Raw genomic sequence first — 19,975 nt, forward strand, 5'->3', positions numbered from 1 at the left:
GGTTCCGGGACTATACGGCCCCCTCCTCCCGCGCCGGAAGACTGTCCATGAAGGAACTCACGGAGAACACCGCGCGACCCGGTCCGGGCGGGCCGTAGCCGGGGGGCGAGGAGAGCCCGAACTCGTCCATCGTGGCGCGGTAGGCCTCCAGGAGACGGATGTGGTACTCCAGCGGCGCGCCCTGGGGGTTGGCCTTGCCGAGCGGGGTGGTCGGCTCCGGGCACCAGGTGGTGAAGCGGGGGGTGATGCCCTGCGACATGAAGAAGCGCAGCCCCTCGGTGGTCGACGCGATCGCCTCGTCGACGGTGGTGAAGCCGAACGGCTCGGCCATCTCCACGCCCGCCACGAAGTTGGGGATGACGTTGCGCGCGCCGAACACCTCGGCGGAGTCGAGGATCCGCCGGTGCCACTCGTCCCGGCCGACGTAGCGCTCCTTGCCCGGGCAGTACATCTTGAAGAGGTACTCGTCCCACACCTCGTAGTTGGGGTGGTAGATCTGCACGCCGTAGTCCTTGAACCGCTGCACGTCGTCGCGCGGCAGCGCCTGGGCGACGACCTTGCCGATCCAGCGGCCGGGGAAGCGCTCCTCGATCGCCTTGGCGTAGTGGCCGTAGAAGTCGGCCTCGTCGCGCCCGGAGACCGTCTTGGTGATGGCGCCGCCGGTGAGGGTGTAGGCGGTGGACGCCTTCGCGGTGTCGTACTTGTCGATGATCTCGAGGGCCTCCAGCACCTCCTCGACGTCCTTGACCCCGGTATACGGTCGACCGGCGGCCTTGTGCTGTCGCCAGTTGTGGTTGATGTCGCAGTACTGGCACTCCTCCTTCGCGCCGAAGTACTGGCAGACCCGGAAGACCGTCAGATAGATGAGGTAGCCCCACTGGATGGTCGGGGCGACCTCCATCACGGACTTCCCGTTGGACAGCGTGTGCCGGTAGTACTCGGGCATCGGCGGCACGCCGACGTCCGCGATCCGCTTCCCGTCCAGGTACAGGCCGAGCAGGCCCTCGTCGTCGGCCGCCACCCGGTAGGGCGAGGCCGGGTTCACCCGCACGGACACCACCGTGCGCCGCAGATCGTACGGACCACCGGTCAGGATGATCTCCTCGGGCGGCCGGCGCAGCGCGGCCTCGCCCAGCTCGGGCAGGGTGCCGTGGTCGAAGGAGAAGATGAAGTACGACTTCGGCTTGACCTCGCCCGACTCGTTGTCGCTGAGGGCGGAGGGGTCGAAGGCCACTCCCCCGCGCAGCAGGTCCTCCTTGAAGACGGCCTCCCGCGGCACATGCGGAAACCGCTCCATCAGATCCTCGACCAGCGCGGTACGGCTGCCCATCCGTCTCTCCTCCCGGCTCAGGCGTACGACTCCTCACGGTATGCCCCCGGCGGCGCGGCGGCGGGGGCGGGGGGTCTCGTGTTGCGGGCAAGGTAGGTTCGACCTGGGTATTCCGGGTTCTCGAGCACCTCGAAAGGGCGGGCAGTCGCATGGGCGGGACCGTGACGGACGGGGCGGGACAGGACGGCGCGGGACAGGACGGGCCGGGGCACGCGGGGCGGGCGGGGGACCGGCCGTGGCGGAACTGGGCGGGCAACATCGTCTTCGCGGCCGGCGCGCTGCACCGGCCGGGGTCCACGGACGCGCTGCGCGCGCTGGTGGCGGGCGGCGGGCGGGTGCGGGTGCTCGGCAGCGGGCACTCCTTCAACCGGATCGCCGAGCCGGGCCCCGACGGGGTGCTGCTGTCGCTGGACACGCTGCCGGCCGAGATCGACGTGGACACGGCGGCCCGCACGGTGCGGGTCGGCGGCGGGGTGCGGTACGCGGCCCTGGCCCGGCGGGTGCACGAGCACGGGCTCGCCCTGCCGAACATGGCCTCCCTGCCGCACATCTCCGTGGCCGGCTCGGTGGCCACCGGCACCCATGGGTCGGGGGTGCGCAACGGCTCCCTCGCCTCCGCGGTGCGCGAGGTGGAGATCGTCACGGCCGACGGCTCGACCGTCGTGCTCGGGCGCGAGGACGCGCGCTTCGGCGGGGCCGTGACCTCCCTGGGCGCGCTCGGCGTGGTCACCGCCCTCACCCTGGACCTGGAGCCGGGCTACGCGGTCGAGCAGCACCTGTTCACCGAACTCCCGCTGGAGGGGCTGGACTTCGAGGCGGTGGCGGGGGCCGCGTACAGCGTGAGCCTGTTCACCGACTGGGGCGCTCCCGGCTTCCGGCAGGTGTGGCTGAAACGGCGCACCGACGGGCCGCCGGCCGTGTTCCCGTGGGCCGCGCCCGCCACCGAGGCCCTGCATCCGGTGCCGGGGATGCCCGCGGTCAACTGCACCGAGCAGCTCGGGGTGCCGGGACCGTGGCACGAGCGGCTGCCGCACTTCAGGGCGGAGTTCACGCCGAGCAGCGGGGAGGAGCTGCAGAGCGAGTATCTGCTGCCGCGGTCGGCGGTCGACGGAGCGCTGTATGCGATCGACGGGATCCGGGATGCGGTCGCCCGTGTCCTGCAGATCTGCGAGGTGCGGACGGTGTCCGCCGACGACCAGTGGCTGAGCCCGGCGTACGGCCGGGACACGGTCGCCGTGCACTTCACCTGGATCGCCGACACGGCGGCCGTGCTGCCGGTGGTCCGGGAGGTGGAGGCCGCACTGGAGCCGTTCTCCCCGCGACCGCACTGGGGAAAGGTGTTCGAGATCCCGGCCTCCGCGCTGCGCGCCCGCTACCCACGGATCGACGACTTCGCGGCGCTGGTGCGGGAGCTGGACCCGGCCGGGAAGTTCACCAACGCCTTCGTGCGGGACGTCCTGGGGACCTGAACGCGCCACCCGGGCACGGGGGCGCGGCGGACTTTATAAAGCCCCTTTCCTAACCCCTTGTCGAACGTCGTGGCACGCCATAGCCTGTCGCCGCGCCGGTGCCGTCGCCACTACCGGCCTCGGCGCCGGGCCGGCGAAGGGAGCTCGATGAAGCGCGGCACATCACGGGACATCCGCACCGCGAACCGCTACGAGGTGCTGCGCCAGATCATCGCCTCCTCGCCCACCTCCCGGCAGGAGCTGGCGGCCGCGACGGGACTGTCCCTCGCCACGGTCGCCACACTCGTCGGCGAGCTGCTCGACCTGCGCATGATCACTGAGGTCGGGTTCGAGGACTCGGCGGGCGGCCGCCCCCGGGGCCTCGTGGCCGTCAACGCGTCGGGGGGCGCGTTGATCGGTGTCGACATCGCCGAGACGTACGTCCATGTCGAGCTGTTCGACCTGGCGCTGAACGTCCTGGCCCGCGCCGAGGAGAACATGCGCCCCGGCGAGAGCCGCCCGGAGCAGGTGGTCGGGCATGTGACGGCGGCCGTGGGCTCGGTGGTCGCCCAGGCCGGGGTGGACGCGGCGCGGGTGCTGGGGGTCGGGGTGAGCGTGCCCGGCCAGGTGGACCGGGACACCGGTATCGCCGAGTACGCGCCCAACTGGGACTGGCACGACGTGCCGTTGCTCGACCTGCTCTCCGAACACATCGCGTATCCCCTGTACCTGGACAATCCGCTGCGGGCCAGCGCGGTCGCCGAGCTGTGGTTCGGGGCGGCGCGCGGCCACGGCGACGCGGTCGTGGTGAACCTCGGCACGGGCGTGGGCGCCGGGCTCGTCCTGGGCGGCGGGCTGCACCGGGGCGTGAGCAACAGCGCGGGCGAATGGGGGCACACCACGCTCGTGCTCGACGGCCGCCTGTGCCGCTGCGGCAACCACGGCTGTGTGGAGACGTACGTCGGCGCGCTCGGGATCATGCAGAACCTGCGCGAGATCGGCCCGCAGAGCCCGCTGTTGCACCCGGGGGACCAGACCGCCACCATCGACGCGCTGGCGGCCGGGGTCGCCGCAGGGGATCAGGTGGCCGTCAAGGTCGTACGGGACACGGCCCGTTACCTGGGCGCCGGCGTCGCCGTCCTGGTCAACGTGCTCAATCCCGAGGTGGTGGTGCTGAGCAGCTGGGTCGCGGCCCGGCTCGGCGAACCGCTGCTGGAGGAGGTGCGCGAGGCCGTCGCCCGGCACGCGCTGAAACGGCCGCTGGCCGCCAGCCGGATCGTCCTGTCCGCGATCCCCACCGACCCCGTCTGCCTGGGAGCCGCGACGTTCGCGCTCGAAGGGGCGCTGCAGCGCGTCGGGCAGCGGAGCACCAAGCGCGCGACCCCGGCCAGGAGCCGCACCGCGTCCGCCCCATGAGCCGAGGGCCGCCGGCCCCTGACACCGGCGGCCCTCAACCCCCTTTCCCCGCGCCTGCGTTACCCATGCGCGGGCGGCCTACACCCCTGGGACCGATGTGCCCCGGAGGGTGTCCGTTCGTCATCCCGAACCGATCGCAACGCTTCGAACAGACTTCGTCCAACCCCTTGCCGAAGCCTTAGCCGAAGGTTAACGTCCGGCTCCGCGACAGGAATTGAGCCACTTGACGCAGATGCACCGAGCCGTGGCCGTACTTCGAGACAAGGACGTCAGCATGTCGGCAATGAGCAACAACACCTGGTCCCGCCGTTCGCTGTTCCGGGCCGCAGCGGGAATGGCCGCCGCCGGCACCCTGGCCGCATGCGGCGGCAACAACGGTCGCGGCGGGAGCGGCGGCTCGGGCAAGAACCTCGTGCAGTACTTCCACGCGTACGGCGAGGCGGGCGTCGAGCAGGCGGTCAAGCGGTACGCCAAGGCCTACAAGGGCGCGAACGTCACCACCCAGTGGATCACCGGCTCCCAGTTCGAGCAGAAGCTGTTCGCCGCCCTGCTCACCAAGAACGCGCCCGACGTGTTCGAGTTCCACCCGCAGATCCAGCTCGTCAAGAGCGGTCAGGTGGCGGATCTGACCGACATCATCGAACCGGTCAAGGACGACTTCAACCCGGCCGACATCACGTCGCACACCGTGGACGGGAAGATCTACGGCGTCCGCATGATCGACGACCCGCAGTTCTTCTTCTACCGGCCCTCGCTCTTCGAGAAGGCGAAGATCGAGGTGCCGCAGACGCTGGAGGAGCTGATCGAGGCCGCCGCCAAGCTCAAGACCAGCAAGGTCAAGGGCGCCTTCCTCGGCAACGACATCACCCCGGTGCAGAGCCCGCTGATCTGGTCGGCCGGCGCGGACACCCTCACCGAGGACCACAAGGTCGCCTTCAACACCGACGCGGTCGCCGACGGACTCAAGCAGCTGCGTTCCCTGTTCACCAGCGGCAACCTGCTCCTCGACGCCCCCGCCGACTGGTGGGACCCGTCGGCCTTCACCCAGGGCCTGACCGCCATCCAGTGGTGCGGCATGTGGGCCATGCCGGCCATGCAGCAGGCGCTCGGTGACGACATCGGCATCTTCCCCTTCCCGAAGGTCGGTTCGGCGGGCAAGCAGTCGGTCACCAACGGCGGTTGGTCGATGTTCGTCAACGCCAAGGGCGACAACGTCGAGGCGGCCAAGGAGTACGTCAAGTGGCTGTGGATCGAGCAGAAGCAGTACCAGGAGGACTTCGCCACCTCCTACGGCTTCCACATCCCGCCGCGCACCTCCCTCGCCCAGTCCGCGACCAAGCTGAAGTCCGGCCTGCCGGCCGAGGGCGTGAAGCTCTTCAACGAGTTCGGCCACTTCGACAACATCGGCTGGACCCAGGCCATGATCTCCGCGATCAACGACGTGATGGCCAACTCCGTCCGTAAGAACGCCGACCCCAAGGCGCAGCTCGACGCCGCCCAGAAGAAGGTCGACGCCGAGCTGACCAAGCTGTTCGGCTGAGCCCGCCGGACGGACCACGACATGTCGACCGCCGCCCCGCGCAAGGTCGCCCCGCCCGCCCCGGCCGAGGTCCCCAGGACCCGGCCGCGGCGGGCCCTGAGGGCGAGCAGCACCTTCAACTTCTGGCTCTTCACCGGGCCGTTCCTGATCGGCCTGGTGATCTTCGTCTTCGTGCCGATCGTCTGGAGCATGTACCTCAGCTTCTTCGAGGCACGCTTCACGGTCACACCGAGCGAGTTCGTCGGTTTCGCCAACTACAAGCAGATCCTGACCGACACCGACTTCCGCAACTCCCTCGTCACCTTCACCGTGTTCGCCGCGTTCATCGTGCCCGCCACCTGGGGGCTCTCGCTGGGCCTGGCGCTGCTCGTCAACCGGCTGCGGTTCATGCGGGCGTTCTTCCGGTCGGTGTTCTTCCTGCCGACCGCGTGCAGCTATGTCGCCGCTGCGCTGATCTGGAAGATGTCCCTCTTCAACGGCGTCCGCTTCGGCCTCGCCAACACCGTCCTGGACTGGTTCGGCGTCGAGAACATCGCCTGGCTCGCCAACCCCGACCCGCCCTGGTACTGGCTGGTCATCGTGACCGTCCGGCTGTGGCTCCAGTCGGGTTTCTACATGATCCTGTTCCTCGCGGCGCTGCAGAACATCCCGCAGGAGCTGTACGAGGCCGCCGCCATCGACGGCGCCAAGCCCGGCTGGCAGACCTTCCGGTACATCACGCTGCCGCAGCTGCGGGCCACCTCCACCGCGGTGATCCTGCTGCTGCTCATCGCCGCCTACCAGGCCTTCGACGAGTTCTTCAACCTGCTCTCCAAGACCACCTGGGGCCAGCCGCCGCTGGTCGAGCTGTACAAGATGGCGCTGGGCGAGAACCAGAACTACGGCGCGGGCAGCGCGGGCGCGGTCGTGCTGACCCTGCTGATCTGCGTCGTCACCCTGCTGCAAGGAAAGATCATGGGCTTCGGACGGGGTGAGGAGTCCAAGTGACCACCACAGCACCCGACTTCGAGAAGGCCCCCGCACCGGCCGGGAAACGGCGCGGCGGCGGGGTCATCGGCAACACCGGTCTGTACCTCGCGACCGGCATCGCCGCACTGCTCTTCCTGATCCCCTTCTACCTGATCGTCCGCAACGCGCTGATGACGGACCGGGAGATCACGGGCGAGAACTGGAAGTGGTTCCCCACCGACATCCAGTGGGGCAACGTCACCGAGCCGTTCGACGACGTCACGGTGGACTTCGCGCACGCCATGTGGAACTCCGTGGTCGTGGCCGTCCTGCACACCTCGGGCATCCTCCTGGTGTGCTCGCTCGCCGGCTACGGTCTCGCCCGCATCCCCTACCGGCACGCCGACAAGGTCTTCTACGCCGTACTGGTCACCCTGATGGTGCCGACGGCGGTGACCTTCGTGCCGAGCTTCGTGCTGGTGTCGTCGCTGGGCTGGGTGGACAGTTACCGAGGTCTCATCATTCCGGGCCTCTTCAGTGGTTTCACCTGCTTCCTCTTCCGGCAGTACTTCCTGGGGTTCCCCAAGGAGCTGGAGGAGGCGGCGCGGGTGGACGGGCTGGGCTACTGGGGCGCGTACTGGCGCGTCGTCGTGCCGAACTCGCTGAACTTCTTCGCCGCGATCGCCACGATCACCTTCATCAACGGATGGAACGCCTTCCTGTGGCCGCTGGTCATCGGCCAGGACCCGAGTGCCTGGACGGTGCAGGTCGCGCTGTCGTCGTACATGACGAACCAGACGGTCAACTACCACCTGATCTTCATGGCCACGGCCATTTCCATCCTGCCCCTGCTGCTCGTGTTCCTCTTCCTCCAGCGCTGGCTGGTGCAGGGGATCGCCCAGACCGGCATCAAGGGCTGACCTAGGAGACCGATGTCCTTCCGCACCACCGGCAGCACCAGCACCAACAGCAGCACGGACGGGACGGCTGGCGTCGCGTACGTCGAGGACGTCTCACCGGGCAGCGGGGCGCTCGCGCCCCGCGCCTGGTACGCCTCCTCCACCGCGCGGTGCCTCTCCCTGAACGGGAGCTGGCGCTTCCGTCTGTCGCCGACGGCGGACGCCGAGGACGACTCGTTCGCCGCGGAGGGATACGACGCCGGGGACTGGGCCGAGGTCACGGTCCCCGGCCACTGGGTCCTCCAGGGCGAGGGCGCCTTCGGCTCGCCGATCTACACCAACCATCTCTATCCGTTCCCGGTGGACCCGCCCCGGGTGCCGACCGAGAACCCGACCGGCGACCATCTGCGCGTCTTCGACCTGCCGGCGGACTGGCCCGCGCTGTCGGACGGGGGCGCGGTCCTGCGGTTCGACGGGGTGGAGTCCTGCGCCCGGGTCTGGCTGAACGGAACCGAGCTCGGCGAGTTCAAGGGGTCGCGGCTGGCGCACGAGTTCGCGGTCGGCGATCTGCTGCGGACCGAGGACAATGTGCTGGCGGTGCGCGTCCACCAGTGGTCGGCGGGCTCCTACCTCGAAGACCAGGACCAGTGGTGGCTCCCGGGCATCTTCCGTGACGTGACCCTGCTGCACCGGCCGGCGGGAGCCGTGCGCGACCACTTCGTGCACGCCTCCTACGACCACCTCACGGGCGAGGGCACCCTGCGCGTCGACTCCGACGTCGCCGGGCGGGTGACCGTGCCCGCTCTCGACATCGATGTCGCGACCGGGGAGACGGTCACCGTCCCCGTCGCGCCGTGGACGGCGGAGACCCCCCGGCTCTACGACGGCGTCCTCGCGACCGAGGGCGAACGGGTGCCGCTGCGGATCGGCTTCCGGACGGTGGAGCTGGCCGACGGGCTGATCAAGGTCAACGGCAGGCCGGTCCTCTTCAAGGGCGTCAACCGGCACGAGTGGCACCCGCGGCGGGGCCGCGCGCTGGACCTGGAGACCATGCGCGAGGACGTGCTGCTGATGAAGCGGCACAACGTCAACGCCGTCCGCACCTCCCACTACCCGCCCCACCCGGCCTTCCTCGACCTGTGCGACACGTACGGGCTGTGGGTGATCGACGAGTGCGACCTGGAGACCCACGGCTTCGTCGAGCAGGACTGGCGCGACAACCCCGTCGACGACGACCGCTGGACCCCGGCCCTCCTGGACCGTGCCGCCCGGATGGTCGAGCGCGACAAGAACCATCCGTCGGTGGTGATCTGGTCGCTCGGCAACGAGGCCGGCACGGGCCGCGGTCTGACGGCGATGGCCGAGTGGATCCACGCCCGCGACACCTCCCGCCTCGTCCACTACGAGGGCGACTGGAACTGCCGCGACACCGACATGTACTCCCGGATGTACGCCTCCCACGAGGAGGTCGACCGGATCGGCCGGGCCCTCGACGGCGGCACCGGCAGACGGCGCTCACTGCCCTTCCTCCTGTGCGAGTACGCCCACGCCATGGGCAACGGGCCGGGCGGACTCGCCGACTACCAGCGGATCTTCGAGGCGCACGACCGTGTGCAGGGCGGTTTCGTCTGGGAGTGGATCGACCACGGCATCGAGCACCCGACGCTCGGCCACGCCTACGGTGGCGACTTCGGCGAGGAGCTGCACGACGGGAACTTCGTCTGCGACGGTCTGCTCCTGCCCGACCGCACCCCCTCCCCCGGCCTGACCGAGTTCAAGAAGGTGATCGAGCCGGTCGCCGTCGAGGGCTGCGGCGATGGCACGGTCCGGGTCACCAACAAGCAGGACTTCGCCGGTCTGGAGGAGCTGGCCTTCACCTGGTCGTTCGAGGCCGACGGCGAGACCGTCGCGGCGGGGAGCCTGCCGGTGCCCGCGCTCGCGGCGGGCGAGTCGGCGCAGGTGAAACTGCCGCAGCCCCCGCCGGACGTCCCGGCGGACGCGGAGACCGCCTGGACGGTGCGCGCGGTCCTCTCCGGGGACACCGCCTGGGCCGCTGCCGGCCATGTGGTGGCCTGGGGCCGAGTGCCCGTCGCGGCCCGGCCCGCCCCCTCGGTCGCCGCGACCGTCGGCCCGGTGGCGGAGGGCGGACTGATCACCCTGGGTCCGGCCGCCTTCGACGCCCGCACGGGTGCCCTGCGTGCCGTCGGTCACGTGGCGGTGACCGGTCTGCGGCTGGACGTGTGGCGGGCGGTCACGGACAACGACGACGGCACGGCCTGGGGGTCCGGCGTCCGCTACAGCACGCTCTGGCGCGAGCTGGGGCTGCACCGGATGCGGCACCGCCTGGACGCGGTGGAACTCGGCGACGACGCGCTGACGGTGCGGACGCGGGTGGCGCCGGCGGCCCGCGATCTGGGACTGTCGACGGTGTACACCTGGCGGTCGGACGGCGATCGCCTTCAGCTGACCGTCTCCGTCACGCCCGAGGGCGACTGGACCGTGCCCCTGCCCCGGCTCGGCGTGCGCTTCGGGCTGGCCGAGGCCGACGCGGTGACCTGGTTCGGCGGCGGTCCCGGTGAGGCGTATCCGGACAGCAGGACGGCGTCGACGGTAGGCCGTTGGCAGTCGACGGTGGACCGTATGCAGACGCCGTACGTCCGTCCGCAGGAGAACGGCGCCCGTGCCGACGTCCGCTGGGCGGAGCTCGGCGGACTGCGGGTCGAGGGCGACCCGGAGTTCTGGTTCACCGCCCGCCGCTGGACGACCGAGCAGCTGGACGCCGCCCGGCACCGGACCGATCTCACCCCGGGCGACACGGTCTGGGTCAACCTCGACCACGGCCAGCACGGTCTCGGTTCCCAGTCGTGCGGCCCGGGCCCGCTGCCGCAGTACGTCCTCCGTGCGGCACCTTCCACGTTCTCGTTCGTGTTCACGGCAACCGGCTGACCGGCCCCCGGTCGGACCTCCGTCGAAGCCAGGTCGAAGCCAGGTCGAAGCCCGGTCAATTAATCGATTGACCATTTGATCGACATTCCGAGAATGTAAGGACCTCTCCCGCGGCCGTGCCGGCCTGTCCGGTCGGCCGCGCCGCACTGGAGGTTGAACGAGTGAGCGGCACCATCCAGGTGCGCGGTCTGTCCCGCACCTTCCACACCACCGTCCGCCGCCCCGGATTCGCCGGCGCCCTTCGCTCCCTGGTCAACCCGGAACGGGTGGCGAAACACGCGGTCAGTGACATCACCTTCGACGTCGACTCGGGCGAACTCCTCGCCCTGCTCGGTCCCAACGGCGCCGGTAAGTCGACCACCATCAAGATGCTGACCGGCATCCTCACCCCCACCTCCGGTGAGGCCCGCGTCGCGGGGGTGGTGCCGTACCAGGACCGCGAGCGCAACGCCCGTAACATCGGGGCGGTGTTCGGACAGCGCACCCAGCTGTGGTGGGACCTGCCGGTACGCGAGTCCTTCACCATCCTCCGGGACATCTACGAGGTGCCGAAGGCCGAGCACAGCGCCCGGCTCGCGGAGTTCGACGACCTCCTCGCGCTGTCCTCCTTCTGGGACACCCGGGTCCGGCACCTCTCCCTCGGCCAGCGGGTGCGCTGTGACCTGGCGGCGGCGCTGCTGCACGACCCGCCGGTCGTGTTCCTCGACGAACCGACCATCGGCATGGACGTCGTGGTCAAGGAGCAGGTCCGTGAGTTCCTGCGGTACCAGGTCGAAGAGCGGGGCCGGACGGTCCTGTTGACCACGCACGACATGACGGAGGTCGAGCGGCTCGCCGAGCGGGTGGTGCTCGTCAACCACGGCCGGCTCGTGCTGGACGGCACCCTCGACGACATCCGCCGCAAGTTCGGCTCCACCTGGCAGGTGCGGGCCACGCTCACCGATCCGCACGCCGAGGTCGCGGCGCTGCCGGGGATCGCGGTCGTCCGGCGTGAGGGGGCCCGGGTGGTGTTCGGTCCGGACGGGTCCGCCGCGCCGACCGTGCACCAGGCGCTGAAGTCGGTCATCGAGCGGTACGAGGTGACGGACATCGCGCTGGACGAGGCCGATCTGGAGGACGTGATGCGGGCCGCCTACATCCACGCGGAGGCGGTGTGATGGCGACCGTGCCCGCCTGGCGTGCCGCCCGGGTCACTCCGCTGGGCGAGCTGCACGCCCCGCCCCGGATGACGGCCGTCCTGCTCCGGCTGACCGTGCAGGTGGTGCTGGTGGCGTCCCTGTGGCACGGCCTGTACTCCCGCACCGGCACCACCGCCGGACTCGACGAGGGCCAGGCCGTCACGTACGCCGTCCTGGCCGTGCTCGCGTCCCGCATCCGGCAGTTGGACCAGTACGCCGGCCGGGACAGCGTCATCCAGCACATGCACTACGGGACCATCGTCTACTGGTACCTGCGCCCGCTGCCGCCGCAGCGCTACTACGCCCTGCGCGCCCTCGGCGAGCAGCTGTACGGCTTCGCGTGGGCGCTGGCCGGGTACACGGTGTGCCTGGTGGCCGGGGTGGTCGACCCGCCCGGATCGGCCGCCGTGGCAGGGGTGTTCGCGGTCAGTCTGCTGCTCGGCCAGCTGGTGCTGTACTACGTGATGCTGATCCTGGACCAGCTGTGCTTCTTCACCATCCGCAACAACTCCGCGATGCTGATCCTGATCTTCGCGCAGAACCTGCTGTCCGGGGTGTACGCGCCGCTGTGGTTCTTCCCGGACTGGTTCATCACGCTGAGCGGTTTCCTGCCGTTCCAGGCGACGCTGAGCGTGCCGCTGTCGATCTACATCGGCCGGATCCAACTGTCCGACGCCGTCGTCGAGTTGGCCGTACAGGCCGGCTGGGTGGCCGTACTGGCGCTGTTCACCCGGTGGGTGTGGCGGCGGGCCGCGCGACGCGTGATCGCGCAGGGAGGCTGAGATGTCGCTGAAGTCCCTGCGCATCGTGTGGCGCATCACGCTGCTCAACATCCGTTCCTCGATGGAGTACCGCAGCGAGTTCCTGCTCAACATCGCGATCGGCGCGATCTGGCAGGTGTCGGTGATCGTGTTCGCGACCGTGCTGCTGTCCCGGTTCACCGGGATGGGCGGCTGGGACAGTTCGGAAGTGCTGCTGATCCCGGCGATCCGGATGCTCGCCCACGGTCTGATGGTGCTGCTGCTGGGACGGATGCACTTCATCGGCCGGCAGATCCAGGAAGGGAAGATCGACGTCTATCTGCTGCGCCCGATGCCGGTGCACCGCCAGGTCCAGCTCGCCTACTTCCCGACCAACGCCATCGGCGATCTGACGGTGGCGACGGGGCTGATGGCGGGCGCGCTCGGCCGCAGCCAGCTGGACTGGACGGCGGGCCGGATCTCGTACCTGGTCGCGGCGGTCGTGGGCGGCATGCTGCTGGAGGCGGCGCTGTTCACGGCGGTGGCCTGCGCGGCGCTGCGCTTCCCGGCCGCCGACTACTGGAGCGGCTGGCTGGAGGAGCTCCTCGGCACCTTCGGCAGCTACCCGCTGAACGTACTGCCGCGGGCGGTCGGCGGTCTGCTGACGTACGGCCTTCCGCTCGCGTTCGTCGCCTACTTCCCGGCCGCCGTCCTCACCGGCCACGGCCATGACACCGGCGTCCCCTACTGGCTGGCCGCCGCCTCCCCCCTGCTGGGCGTGCTGGCGTATCTGGGCTCACGGCTGCTGTGGCGGTGGAGCCTCGGCAAGTACACCGGGGTGAACGGCTGACAGACGCCGGGAGGGCACGGCGGTCACCACCGCCCGGCCTGCCGCACCGGCGTCAGCAGGGCGACGAGTCCCGCTGCCGCCCCAGGGGTCGCTCGCGGCGGCCCCGCGCCCGGTACGCCAACCTCGCCGCCTCCGCCAGCGATGCCCTCCGCCAACCCTACGGCCGTCGCCAAGCCGTACGTCGACGTCAGTCCGAACGCGTGAGCGGCGTCGGCTCCGGAGCCCCTGCGGGCCGGTCGGGGCGGTGGGGCAGGGCGGGGCTGTCAGGCAGGGCGGGGCTGTCGGGCAGGGCGGAGCGGTCGGGCAGGGCGGAGCGGTCGGGCAGGGCGGAGCGGTCGGGCAGGGCGGAGCGGTCGGCCAAGGCGGGTCGGTCGGCCAAGGCGGGTCGGTCCGCCAGGGCCGGTCGCTCGGGCCGGTGAGGCCGCTCAGGCCGCTCGGGCCGCGGGACGTCGTCCAGGTCGCGGATGGCCGGGATCGGTGAGCGCAGCAGCCACAGCACCGACAGCGCACCGCCCACGGCGGCCACGGTGAAGGTCGCGCGCAGGCCCACGGCGGTGGCGAGTCCACCGCCCGCCAGGGCACCCAGGGGACGCACCCCGTAGTTGACCGTGCTGTACGCACCGATCACCCGGCCCCTGAGACCGTCCGGAGTCACCGCTGTGTCCAGCGAGTTGAGGTTGACGTCGAAGATCATGACGCCGAAGCAGGACAGGAACCAGGCGGCGGCCAGCACCGCGGCCCGGGCGAGGAGGGACCCCTGGGCGGCCCAGAGCAGCGCGAGGGGGGCCGGGAACAGGACGGCGCCCACCGCGATGCTGCGGCCGAGGCCGATGCGCCGGGACAGCGCGGGCGCGGTCACCGCCCCGAGGAGCGCCCCGAGCGCCCCCGCCCCGAACGCCAGCCCGGTCGCCGCCGGGGACAGCCCCAGCTCGCGGTCCGCGAACAGCACCAGCAGTCCGGTGCCGGTCAGGAAGGTGAAGAAGTTGACGGTGGCCGCGCAGCCGAGGCTGGCCCGCAGCACCGGCTGACGCAGAACGAAGGCGAGCCCCTCCCGGGCCAGCCGGGGCAGGGACGGCCCGTCCGGGTCGGCGGGCTCCGGTTCGTCGACGCGCACCGGCCGCAGCAGCAGCGCCGAGGCGAGGAAGGACAGACTGTCGGCCGCGACGGCGACCGGCGCGGTCAGCAGCTGCACCAGGCCGCCGCCCAGGGCCGGGCCGGCCACGAAGGCCACCGAACGGCTCGCGGCGAGCTTGCTGTTGGCGTCGAGGTACGACGACTGCGGCACGAGGCGGGCGAAGAAGCTCTGGTACGCCGACCCGAACACCACCGCCGCCGCCCCGCTCAGCGCCGCCACCGCGTAGAGCTGGCCCAGGGTGAGCGCGTCCAGGAGCGCCGCCACCGGCAGGGTGAGCAGCAGGGCGGCGCGCACCAGATCGGTGCCGATCATGAGCCGGCGCTTGCCGGGACGCCGGTCGACCCAGGCGCCGAGGAACAGCCCGACCAGGTTCGGCACCCAGACGAGCGCCGTCAGCCACGCGACCTCGGCGGCGGAGGCGTGCAGGGTGCCCACCGCGACCAGCGGCAGCGCGAGGTCGGAGACCCGGTCACCGCACTGGGAGACGGTCTGTCCGGCCCAGAACCGCAGAAAGCGGCCGTCCCGCCACAACGAGCCCGGGCCCGCCTTCACTCCGCGGCGCCCTCGGGAAGTGTGTACGTGAGGACGCGCACGCCCCGGCTGCCGGGTGGCCACCGCTCCTTCGTGCGGGCGAGGTACGGCGCGAGGAGCTCCTCGACGGCCTCCTGGAGGCGGCCCAGTTCCTCGGCGGTGACGACGATCCTGCTGTTCAGCCCGCCGGCCCGGGCCGCCCACTGCGGCTCCAGGTCCGGTTCGGTCTCGGTGAGCCAGCGCGCCGGCAGTCCCGCGGTCCGTGCGAACATCTCCGCGACCAGGACGCGCGCGGCCGAGCGCCCCTCCTCGTCCCGCGGCGCTCCGGACCGGAAGCACCGGCCCACCGACTCCCAGCGCCGCTCGCGCCGGTCCGTCCCGGCCTCGGCGTCGCGGACCAGCCCGAAGGCGGCGAGGTGGCGCAGATGCCAGCTCGTCACGGACGGCGTCGCGCCGACGTGCGGGGAGAGCTGGGTCGCCGTGGCCGGCCCGTGCCGCTGGAGGCGTTCCAGCACGGCCAGCCGCACCGGGTGCGCGAGCGCCCGCATGGCCTTGGGATCGGTGAGTTCGACATCGCCCGATCGGTTACCCACATCCATGGCGTGAGAGTGTCGTCTCATACTGACTGGAAGTCAACTCTCCCTCGAAGAAGGGAAGTTGATCAGAGCTTCGGCGGCCTGCGGGGGAAGCTGGCCGCCTCCCTCTAGGATCTCCTGCGAACTGTCCAGGCCCGATCATCCAAGGCGGTCCCCATGCCCCGAGCCGGCCTCACCGCCGACCGACTGGTCGCGGCCGCCGCCGAACTGGCCGACGAGGCGGGGCCCGACGGCGTCACCCTCTCGGCGCTGGCCCGCCGCTTCGGCGTCAAGGACGCGAGCCTGTACTCCCACGTCAGGAATCTCAAGGACCTGCGGATCCGGCTCGCCCTGTACGTCGGCGGCGAGATGATCGACCGGATCGCGCCGGCCGTCGCGGGGCTCGCCGGCAAGGACGCGCTCGCCGCGTTCGCCGGGGCCTACCGGGAGTACGCCCTCCAGCACCCCGGGCGGTACGCGGCCGCGCAGATCCGTATCGACCAGGACCTCGCCGTCGACTCCGCCGCGATGCGCCGCACCGCCGAGATCACCCACGGCATGCTGCGCGCCTACGGCCTCGCCGAACCCGACCTCACCGACGCCGTCCGCCTGCTGCGCAGCACCTTCCACGGCTACTGCGCCCTGGAGGCCGGCGGATCGTTCGGCGCGCCCCGCGACGTACAGCGGTCGTGGGAGAAGGCGATCGACGCGCTGCACACGGCGCTGACGCACTGGCCCCGGGAGACGGACGCGGCGCCCTGACCCCGGGGGGTCAGGCCGGCGGGTCCGGGCGCGTGGAAGCCGGCAGGTCCGGGCGCTGGGAAGCCGGCGGATCCGGGCGCGGGGAAGCCGCCGGTCAGCCCGTCGCGGGCGCCCCGCGCTCCGCCCGGCTGCGCTCCACGCAGAACTCGTTGCCCTCCGGGTCCGCGAGAAGCGCCCATCCGGTGCCGTCGGGCCTGCGCCGGTCGGCGACCAGCGTGGCGCCGAGGGCGAGCAGCCGCTCGACCTCCTCATCCCGGGTGCGGTCCTGCGGCTCGAGGTCGAGGTGCACCCGGTTCTTGATCGTCTTGGCCTCCGGCACGGTGACGAAGAGCAGGCCCGCGCCCTTGATCAACGCCTCCTCGTCACCTGGCTTGTCCTCTTCCTGGAGCGGCAGGCCGAGCACCTCGGACCAGAAACGGGCGACGGCGTAGGCGTCGGAGCAGTCGATCGTCACGTGGCGAACGGCAGAAGTCATGCGGGGATTGTCGTGCACGGCCTCCCGAGCGGCAACGCGAATACGCTCCCCCGAAGGCCCGGTCGGCCAGGCCCGCCGGGTGCGCCCACCGCGGTGGCCCCGAACGGCACCGAACGGCACGCCGCGGGTGGCCAGGCCCGCCCCGGACGGCGTCCACGTCACGCCGCTGGCAGGTCCCCGGCCTGCGCCAAGCCGCTGCCCCGGGCCCTCGCCGGCCACGACGGCCCCGCGGATCGCCCGGCTCAAGCCCTGACCCGTACGGCGTCCCCCGACAGGGTCACCCGGACCTCGGAGCCGTCGCTCCAGCGCACCCGGATCCCGTCCGGCCCCGCCGCCCGCACGGAGACCGTCTCCTCCAGGGGGACGGTCTCCGGCTCGGCGGTGAGCCGGGCGAGCGCGACGAAGAGGGTGCCGCCGTCCCCCGTGGTACCCGCGAGGGCGGCGGCCTCCTCGGCGGAGGCCACCAGGCCGTGGACCGGGACCAGTTCCGCCCGGAGCCCGGCCCCGGCGTGCCATCCGGTGACCCGGACCGGCGTACCCGGTGCCGCCCCCGTCACCAGATGCGCCCGCACCTCCGTCGCCCCGCGCGCCAGCAGCACACTGGTCACCCGTGCTCCGCCGCCCGCGGTGTGCCGCGAGGCCGCCCAGCCGTCCCCGGCGCCCAGCGGCTCGATCCCCGTACGCCCCGGGTCTCCCCCGACGACCACACTGTTGTCGTACGAGGGGGAGGGCGCCGTCACCGTCGAGTACGCCAGCCGGGTGTAGTACGGGTCGTAGCGGACGTCCTCGCTGCCGTGGTTGTGCAGCCGGACCACGCCGTCCGCCCGGGTGGACTGGAGCAGCCAGTTGGGCGCGGCGACGGGGGTCACGGCGTCCTCGCGCTCCGCCGGGCCCGGCTCCTCCGTGGCCGTCCACACCTCGTGGTCCGGCGGGAGCAGCAGGCCGAGGAACCCCTTGCTCGCCCAGTAGGGGGAGGCGGGGCCCGAGTAGCCCTGGAGGACGGCGGGGTCGGGGCCGTGCCAGCCGAGGGTGAGCAGCCCGCGCTCGTCCACGGCGTCCCGCTCCAGGAAGTACTTCAGCGCGCCGGAGGCCAGCCGGCGGGTCTCGCCGGGCGACAACGGGGTGTGGCCGGTGAGGGCGCCCAGCCAGAGCGGGCCGGCGGTCGCGAAGCGGTAGGTGAGGGAGCGGCCCTGGTGCATCGGGGCGCCGTCGCCGCCGAACAGCCGGGCGTAGTCGGCGAGGTGGGTCTCGAGCCGGCTGCCGTATACAGTGAGCAGTCGACTGTCGTCGGCGAGCCAGGCGTGCAGCACCGGATACAGGTGCATCGCCCAGCCGTTGTAGTAGTCGTACTTGCGGCCGTCGCCGTCCGTGTACCAGCCGCCGCCGACGTACCACTGCTCGATCCGCTCCAGCCCGCGGTCGACCGCCTTGCCGGCCGCCTCGCTCTCGTGACCGATCTCCTGGAGGAAGCCGCCGACCGTGACGGGGAACAACTCCCAGTTGCACGGCCAGGGTTCGGCGCTCAGTGCGTCACCGAGCCAGTGCGCGGCGCGCTGCCGCACGCAGTCGTCGAGGCGGTCCCACAGGAGGGGTCGGGTCAGCCGCAGCGCGAGGGCGACGGACGCGGCCTCGACGAGCGGCTGGCCGCGGTCCTCGATGCGGGGCCAGACGCCGCGGACGCCGGCCGCGAGTCCGTCGGCGTACCGCTCCAGGGCCGTCTCGTCGCGGCGGAACGCGGCGAGGAGCAGGGTGCGGGCGTACCCCTCCAGTCCGTCGGAGAGACGGCCCGACCAGCTCTGCCGGTCGCCGGGGAAGTGGTAGAGGGCCCGGTCCTCGGTGGCGTACGGCTCCACCGCGGCCAGCAGCGCGTCGGCGGCGGCCTCCCAGTGGGCGCGGGTGAAGCCGGTACGCGGGCTGAGGGCGGGGTCGGGCGGCGGCAGGCGCATCGGTGGTTTCTCTCTCGGCGCGGTGGTCGGGGCGGGTCAGGCCCTGGGGGCGTCCCGGTTCCGGTCGGGGCGCCCCCAGGAGTTCATCCCACCCGCACGGTGCCCCGGGGCACCAGGTGCTGGGCGACGAGCTCGTCGCGGACCAGGCCCGCGTAGGCCGTGGCTCCGCGCACGGAGGTGTGCGTGTTGTCGCGTTTCTCGTTGTACAGGTACAGCGCCTTGGAGCCCTCCACGCCCAGGGACTCCACCAGCGCCTTGGTCCGCGCGGTGAGGTCGATCAGCGGTACGTCCCGGGCGGCGGCGACCGAGCGGATCACCGCCGGGTGGTCGACGCCGAGTCCGTTGACCAGCAGGGCCGTTCCGTTGTCGAGTGTGCCGTCGGCGTTGAACCAGCGGCGTACGACGGGGGTGACGAGGACGGGGCTGCCGCCCTTCTCCCGCACCCCCGCCACCAGTGTCTCCAGGTTCGCGCGGTACGTCACCTCGTCGGTCGTCTTGTCGTTGTGCGCCAGCTGGATCAGGACCAGGTCGCCGGGGCGGATCAGCGGCTGGACCGTGGCCCAGAGCTGCGGGTTCCCCAGATAGGTGACCGTACTCTCGCCGGAATCGGCGTAGTTGGCGACCGAGACGCCCCGGCGCAGATACTGCGGCAGCTCCTGGCCCCAGCCGGTGTAGGGCTCGCCGGGCTGGTCGCAGACGGTGGAGTCACCGACCAGGAGGATCTGCCGGGCGTGCCGGGCGGGGGTGACCCGGATGTCCGCGAGGGCGGGTGCGGTGCCGCCGAGTGCCAGGTCCAGTCCGGGAGTTCCCTCGGCGCCGGTCGGTTCGCCCTCCGGCGTACGGACGTTCACCGTGAAGCTGCGGACGAGGCGTTCCCCGGCCGGGACCGCCGTCTCGGCGAGCAGCGCCCGCCGGGTCTCCCCGCCGACGGAGGTGCTGGAGTCGGTGTCGCCACCGAGGACGACCCGGACGTCGTAGGTGCCGGGCGGGACGTCGAAGTGACACACGCCGGCGGTGCAGTGGTCGATGCCGAGGGGTGCGGGGCGGTGCTCGTGCGCCCGTGCGGGGGCGGGGAGAGCCGTGAGGACGGCGGTGAGGGCCAGTGCGGTCGGCACGGCGAGGGTGAAACGTCTCACTGAGGCTCCTCCGTCACGGCAGCAGTCCTGGAGGCTGGACCGTACCGCCATTGACAAGCGCTTTCCAGACCCTGAAGCGATTTCACAAGATTGCCAACCTCCCGCGAGTGAAAGCCCTTT

16 protein-coding genes are annotated in these 19,975 nt (G+C 71.6%); 10 read left to right on the forward strand and 6 right to left on the reverse strand.

Annotated features, from left to right (window positions below; all coding sequences use genetic code 11):
• Positions 1 to 10: 10 nt before the first annotated feature.
• Positions 11 to 1,330: a radical SAM protein gene (locus tag AQJ58_RS07905; protein ID WP_067246559.1), complete on the reverse strand. Its 1,320-nt coding sequence runs from the start codon at positions 1,328 to 1,330 to the stop codon at positions 11 to 13.
• A 149-nt stretch (positions 1,331 to 1,479) separates the two neighbouring features.
• Here AQJ58_RS07905 and AQJ58_RS07910 point away from each other — a divergent pair, with 149 nt between their 5' ends.
• The 9 genes from AQJ58_RS07910 to AQJ58_RS07950 all read left to right on the forward strand — a co-directional run bounded on the left by AQJ58_RS07910 (position 1,480) and on the right by AQJ58_RS07950 (position 13,295).
• On the forward strand, positions 1,480 to 2,799 hold the full coding sequence (locus tag AQJ58_RS07910) for an FAD-binding protein (RefSeq protein WP_079078761.1): 1,320 nt from the start codon (positions 1,480 to 1,482) through the stop codon (positions 2,797 to 2,799).
• A gap of 147 nt (positions 2,800 to 2,946) precedes the next feature.
• A complete protein-coding gene (locus tag AQJ58_RS07915; RefSeq protein WP_067246561.1) occupies positions 2,947 to 4,194 on the forward strand; it encodes an ROK family protein in 1,248 nt (415 codons plus the stop codon).
• Between the two features lie 274 nt (positions 4,195 to 4,468).
• Positions 4,469 to 5,734 carry an ABC transporter substrate-binding protein gene (locus tag AQJ58_RS07920; protein WP_067246564.1) on the forward strand — a complete coding sequence of 422 codons (1,266 nt, stop codon included), beginning with the start codon at positions 4,469 to 4,471 and terminating at the stop codon, positions 5,732 to 5,734.
• 21 nt (positions 5,735 to 5,755) lie between these two features.
• Positions 5,756 to 6,721 carry a carbohydrate ABC transporter permease gene (locus AQJ58_RS07925; RefSeq protein WP_067246566.1) on the forward strand — a complete coding sequence of 322 codons (966 nt, stop codon included), beginning with the start codon at positions 5,756 to 5,758 and terminating at the stop codon, positions 6,719 to 6,721.
• Positions 6,718 to 7,602 (forward strand): carbohydrate ABC transporter permease, encoded by an 885-nt coding sequence (locus tag AQJ58_RS07930; RefSeq protein ID WP_067246570.1) that lies wholly within the window; start codon positions 6,718 to 6,720, stop codon positions 7,600 to 7,602. The genes AQJ58_RS07925 and AQJ58_RS07930 overlap by 4 nt, the downstream gene beginning before the upstream one ends.
• Positions 7,603 to 7,614: 12 nt before the next feature.
• Positions 7,615 to 10,527, forward strand: a complete 2,913-nt coding sequence (locus tag AQJ58_RS07935; protein ID WP_067246573.1) for a glycoside hydrolase family 2 TIM barrel-domain containing protein — start codon at positions 7,615 to 7,617, stop codon at positions 10,525 to 10,527.
• Positions 10,528 to 10,688: 161 nt separating this feature from the next.
• A complete protein-coding gene (locus AQJ58_RS07940; protein WP_067246576.1) occupies positions 10,689 to 11,684 on the forward strand; it encodes an ABC transporter ATP-binding protein in 996 nt (331 codons plus the stop codon).
• Complete coding sequence (locus tag AQJ58_RS07945) at positions 11,684 to 12,487, forward strand: ABC-2 family transporter protein (RefSeq protein ID WP_067246579.1); 804 nt, start codon at positions 11,684 to 11,686, stop codon at positions 12,485 to 12,487. The genes AQJ58_RS07940 and AQJ58_RS07945 overlap by 1 nt, the downstream gene beginning before the upstream one ends.
• A gap of 1 nt (position 12,488) precedes the next feature.
• A complete protein-coding gene (locus tag AQJ58_RS07950; protein WP_067246582.1) occupies positions 12,489 to 13,295 on the forward strand; it encodes an ABC transporter permease in 807 nt (268 codons plus the stop codon).
• A gap of 187 nt (positions 13,296 to 13,482) precedes the next feature.
• Here the strand turns inward: AQJ58_RS07950 and AQJ58_RS07955 are convergent, their stop codons facing one another.
• Both AQJ58_RS07955 and AQJ58_RS07960 read right to left on the reverse strand, forming a co-directional pair.
• Positions 13,483 to 14,982 carry an MFS transporter gene (locus AQJ58_RS07955; protein ID WP_107121991.1) on the reverse strand — a complete coding sequence of 500 codons (1,500 nt, stop codon included), beginning with the start codon at positions 14,980 to 14,982 and terminating at the stop codon, positions 13,483 to 13,485.
• Entirely contained in the window at positions 14,979 to 15,560 is a 582-nt protein-coding gene (locus tag AQJ58_RS07960) for an ArsR/SmtB family transcription factor (protein WP_067246584.1), read from the reverse strand. The genes AQJ58_RS07955 and AQJ58_RS07960 overlap by 4 nt, the downstream gene beginning before the upstream one ends.
• A gap of 153 nt (positions 15,561 to 15,713) precedes the next feature.
• Here AQJ58_RS07960 and AQJ58_RS07965 point away from each other — a divergent pair, with 153 nt between their 5' ends.
• A complete protein-coding gene (locus tag AQJ58_RS07965; RefSeq protein ID WP_067246587.1) occupies positions 15,714 to 16,298 on the forward strand; it encodes a TetR/AcrR family transcriptional regulator in 585 nt (194 codons plus the stop codon).
• Positions 16,299 to 16,392: 94 nt separating this feature from the next.
• Here the strand turns inward: AQJ58_RS07965 and AQJ58_RS07970 are convergent, their stop codons facing one another.
• The 3 genes from AQJ58_RS07970 to AQJ58_RS07980 form a co-directional block, all read right to left on the reverse strand.
• A complete protein-coding gene (locus AQJ58_RS07970; RefSeq protein ID WP_067246589.1) occupies positions 16,393 to 16,773 on the reverse strand; it encodes a VOC family protein in 381 nt (126 codons plus the stop codon).
• A gap of 242 nt (positions 16,774 to 17,015) precedes the next feature.
• The gene (locus tag AQJ58_RS07975) at positions 17,016 to 18,719 is read right to left on the reverse strand and encodes a DUF2264 domain-containing protein (protein ID WP_067246592.1); all 1,704 of its coding nucleotides are present in this window, start codon (positions 18,717 to 18,719) and stop codon (positions 17,016 to 17,018) included.
• Between the two features lie 83 nt (positions 18,720 to 18,802).
• The gene (locus tag AQJ58_RS07980; RefSeq protein ID WP_067246595.1) at positions 18,803 to 19,855 is read right to left on the reverse strand and encodes a rhamnogalacturonan acetylesterase; all 1,053 of its coding nucleotides are present in this window, start codon (positions 19,853 to 19,855) and stop codon (positions 18,803 to 18,805) included.
• Positions 19,856 to 19,975: the final 120 nt, after the last annotated feature.

The organism is Streptomyces sp. DSM 15324 (assembly GCF_001514285.1).
Taxonomy (GTDB): Bacteria; Actinomycetota; Actinomycetes; order Streptomycetales; family Streptomycetaceae; genus Streptomyces.